This window comes from Nocardia sp. NPDC047648 (genome assembly GCF_040642815.1).
In the GTDB taxonomy this organism is placed as follows: Bacteria; Actinomycetota; Actinomycetes; order Mycobacteriales; family Mycobacteriaceae; genus Nocardia; species Nocardia gamkensis.
In genome coordinates, this window is sequence record NZ_JBEYSX010000044.1 from 1 (window position 1) to 1,013 (window position 1,013).

Annotated in this window: 1 protein-coding gene; it reads left to right on the top strand. The window is 69.8% G+C overall.

Features of this window, described 5'->3' with window-relative positions:
• The coding region (locus ABZ803_RS35255) for a condensation domain-containing protein (RefSeq protein ID WP_357046217.1) at window positions 1–1,013 on the top strand (1,013 nt) is incomplete at both ends.

Consider the following 1,013-nt stretch of genomic DNA (forward strand, 5'->3'; position numbering starts at 1 on the left):
GCCGACGTCCTCGAACGCCACGAATCCCTGCGCACCCGCTACCCCGCCGGCGGACCGGGCGGACTGCCGTTCCAACAGATCCTCACCGTCGACCAAGCCCTGCCCACCGGACTGGAACTGGTCACCACCGACGACCCCCTCACCCCCATCACCGAGCTGATGCTCACCGGATTCGACGTCACCGAAGAAGTCCCCGTCCGCGCCCTGCTCGCCGAAACCAGCCCCGACGAACACCTCCTGGCGATGGTCGCCCACCACATCGCCGCCGACGGCGCCTCCATGGCACCCCTGGCCCGCGACCTGGTCACCGCCTACCTCGCCCGCATCGGCGGCAACTCCCCCCGCTGGGCGCCCCTGGAAGTGCAATACGCCGACTACGCCATCTGGCAACGCCACGTCATCGGCACCGACGACGACCCCACCTCCGTGGCCGCCCGCCAACTCGCCTACTGGCGCACCCAACTGCACGGCCTCACCGGCGAAGCCGAACTCCCCCTCGACCGGCCCCGCCCACCGATCCCCTCGATGCGCGGAGCCAACACCGGATTCGGGCTCCCCCCCGACATCCACCACGCCCTCACCGAACTGGCCCGCGACCACAACTGCACCCTGTTCATGGTCATCCACGCCGCCCTCGCGGTCCTGCTGGCCCGCCTGACCGGCGACCCCGACGTCGCGATCGGCACCCCCATCGCAGGCCGCGGCGAACGCGCCCTCGACGACCTGGTCGGCATGTTCGTCAACACCCTCACCCTACGCACCCACGTCGAAGCCGCCATGAGCTTCACCGAACTCATCGACCGCGCCCGCGACACCGACCTCGCCGCCTTCGCCAACGCCGACATCCCCTTCGAACGCGTCGTCGAAACCGTCGCCCCCGCCCGCGCCACCACCCACACCCCCCTGTTCGGGGTCGTGCTGTCCTTCCAGAACAACGAACAACCCACCCTGCAACTACCCGGCCTCACCATCACCGCCCTCGACACCGGCACCGTCGCAGCCAAATTCGACCT